Annotated in this window: 2 protein-coding genes; both read right to left on the reverse strand. The window is 42.9% G+C overall.

All coding sequences use genetic code 11. The features are described 5' to 3' along the window. Nucleotides 1–149: 149 nt before the first annotated feature. Nucleotides 150–851 carry an IS1 family transposase gene (locus FTV34_RS16815; protein ID WP_154320143.1) on the reverse strand — a complete coding sequence of 234 codons (702 nt, stop codon included), beginning with the start codon at nt 849–851 and terminating at the stop codon, nt 150–152. Between the two features lie 264 nt (nt 852–1,115). Beyond that, nucleotides 1,116–3,047, reverse strand: a complete 1,932-nt coding sequence (locus tag FTV34_RS16820) for an ATP-binding cassette domain-containing protein (RefSeq protein WP_154320142.1) — start codon at nt 3,045–3,047, stop codon at nt 1,116–1,118. Nucleotides 3,048–3,274: the final 227 nt, after the last annotated feature.

The following is a 3,274-nucleotide window of genomic DNA, read 5'->3' on the forward strand; positions in this document are numbered from 1 at the left end:
ATTTCGTATAAGAGATTTTATGTTAAATTTTTTATATCAAAATTTCAAAGTGTACTGATGAGTACACTTTGAATGGGTTCTAACACCCGAATTTCGTATATGAGATTTTATGTTAAATTTTTGGTGGTGTTTCAAAAAGTATGCTGGCATTAAACGAATCCATTATTGATATAAAAGAACGCTAAATCAAAGGCTTTGTAATGATTTTCAAGCTTTTTGGAGAAGTTGCAGCTTCTCCTAAAGCCTCGCCTGATCCGATGCCGTAATCGACAATTATTGCCTTCTATACCCACAGTGAAAAATTTACCAATCAACTGTTTGCATTCTTTAAAGGTCGTAACAAAGCTATCCCAATGGTCACTTGATATACATGTATAGCTTACACCTAACTGCTTCAATTTTAATTTAAGTCGTTTTGCAGTGGCTAAATCTCGGTTACCCCATACATAAGCAACAATTTCACCTGTTTCTCGATGATAGGCATAAATTAGCCATTGTTTATTTTGCTTATGACCAACAAAAGTCCAAAACTCATCTACTTCAAGGGTTTCATAATGACTTTGCTGTGCTCGAAGTTGATATTTTGATTGGCTAAGTGTCCGTAGAACTTTACCGATACTTACTCTTTCAATTTCTGCTATATCCCTGACACCACTGCCTCGCACCATGAGGTGTAATATTTTGGTTTTGATACCTGAGTGACAGCCTTGATAACTGAGAGCATGATCACCAATAAATTGACGTCTGCATATTTTACATTGGTAATTTTGCTTACCATCTACTTTTGTGCCATTTTTCTTTATACTGTCACTTAGGCAGGCTGGACACTTGATTTCTAGAGTTATTCGCATTTCTCTATTTTATCAAAATCCAACCTGCTTTGTTTCAGCATACTTTTTGAAACACCACCAAAAAATAAACTTATATGGCACTTGCGTAATTCACGACAAAATGTGTCAAGTTTTGAAGAAGAGATGCAGTACTCAAGAATAGCAAGGAACTACACGGAGATGAAAAGCAGGAGGAAAATATTAAAAATGGGTGGTTTTAATAAAAAAAAGAGATGAATAACGCTTGTTACTCATCTCTCAGATAATGGGGGTGTTGAAATAGTGTTAGAAGGACTGCTCCAGACTTTCCAGTTCCATCATTAGTTCCAGCATCTGTTCTTCGGCTGTTTCCAGTTTGGCTTTCAGCTCAGTTTGCTCATTCATCAGTTTGAGCAAATCATTTTTACGTGAGGCATCATATAAAGCACTATCTCCGAGCAAGCTTTGAATTTCAGCCAGTCGCGGCGTAACCTTTGAAATCTGTGTTTCACATTTTTCGATATTTTTACGAATCGGGCGGCTCAGTTCCCGCTGGCGTGCCGCTTCCTTACGCTGTGCTTCTTTGTCCAGTCTGGAAATGGTTGCTTTGACTTCGACCTGAGATTTCACCGGCTCGGCTGGCTTCTGCCCGTTTTTGATCATCTCAATGCGGGCCTGACGTAACCAGTCGGCATAAGCGGTCAGATCACCGTCAAATTCACGGCATTGACCATTATGTACCAGCAGCAATTCATCACAGACACTGGCAATCAGCTGGCGCTCATGCGATACCAGCACCACAGCACCTTCAAAATCCTGCAAGGCCATGGTCAATGCATGACGCATATCCAGATCTAAATGGTTGGTCGGCTCATCCAGAATCAACACGTTTGGACGCTGCCAGACAATCAATGCCAGAGCCAGACGGGCACGTTCACCGCCTGAGAAACTTTCACTTGGCGTATCCATGCGTTCGCCGCTAAAACCAAAACTGCCCAGGAAAGAACGCAGGCTGGCTTCACTGATTTTTTTATCGGCAATACGGGCCAGCTGTAACATCGGGCTGGCATTGCCATCCAGTGCATCCATTTGGTGTTGGGCAAAGTAGCCAATATTGAGCAGTTCTGAATCTTTACGCAGACCCTGAAGCAATTTTAAATCACCGACCAGCGATTTAATCAGGGTGGATTTACCGGCACCATTCATCCCGAGCAAACCAATCCGGCTGCTTGGCGTGATCTGTAAATTGACATTGGTGACAATCAGCTTGTCACCATAACCAATATCGGCATGTTCCAGTTGCAATAAAGGCGAACTCATTTTGGTCGGTTCACGGAAACTGAAGGTAAATGGTGTATCAACATGGGCAGCAGACAGTTCCTGCATACGCTCCAGCTGTTTGATCCGGCTCTGTGCCTGCTTGGCTTTGGTGGCTTTCGCTTTAAAACGGTCAATATATTTTTGCAGATGTGCGCGGGTTTCCAGCTGCTTTTCATAAGCCTGTTGCTGCTGCGCCAGACGTTCACTGCGGGTGCGCTCGAAGGTCGAGTAGTTACCGGTATATAAAATCAGTTCCTGATTTTCAATATGTAAAATATGATCGGTAATCGCATCGAGGAAATCCCGGTCATGCGAAATCAGCACCAGCGTACCTTCATAGGCTTTCAGCCAGTCTTCGAGCCAGAGAATGGCATCCAGGTCTAAATGGTTGGTCGGTTCATCAAGAAGGAGTAAATCGGAACGGCTCATCAGGGTACGCGCCAGATTCAGGCGCATGCGCCAGCCACCAGAAAAACTTGAAACATCCAGTTGGGATTGATGTTCAAAAAAGCCCAGACCGGCCATCAGTTGCGAAGCTTTGGCCGGCGCAGAATAACCTGAAATTTCATCAAAACGGCCATATAAATGGGCCAGTTCTGCATCATCCAGCTGATCTGGCTGCTCCAGTTTCTGTTGAATATCCCAGTATTCTTCATCGCCGGACAAGACGAAATCAATGGCTTTCATATTCAGCGCTTTGATTTCCTGCGCCATATGCGCCACGGTCCATACCGCAGGACGGGTCAACGAACCGGTGTCTGACTCCATGCCACCAAGCAAAGCTGAAAACAGGGTCGATTTCCCGGCACCATTGACACCGGTTAGGCCAATTTTCCATCCTGGGTGTAACTGCATCGACGCTTTTTGAAATAAAACACGTCCACCGCGACGTATAGATAACTGGTCTAACTGAATCATTGAGAAATCAAAGCTAAGAAATAAGATGCGCCTATTCTAAAGGAAAGCCTTGTGAAAATGAAAAATCTTGCGACTTTTACTGAAATGAGCCAGCTTTTAAATATTGTGAATTTATATATTATGGACGAATAAGTTGAGTATAAGCTCTATTTTCAGCATTAACAGTTGTGGTGGTGTTTCAAAAAGTATGCTGAAAAAAAGCAGGTTGGATTTTGATAAAATAGAGA

This window comes from Acinetobacter sp. YH16038 (genome assembly GCF_013417275.1).
GTDB lineage: Bacteria > Pseudomonadota > Gammaproteobacteria > Pseudomonadales > Moraxellaceae > Acinetobacter.

Bases quoted from the DNA above. Each gene is read 5' to 3' on its own strand.
- FTV34_RS16815 (WP_154320143.1), bottom strand. From the start codon at position 851: ATGCGAATAACTCTAGAAATCAAGTGTCCAGCCTGCCTAAGTGACAGT.
- FTV34_RS16820 (WP_154320142.1), bottom strand. From the start codon at position 3,047: ATGATTCAGTTAGACCAGTTATCTATACGTCGCGGTGGACGTGTTTTA.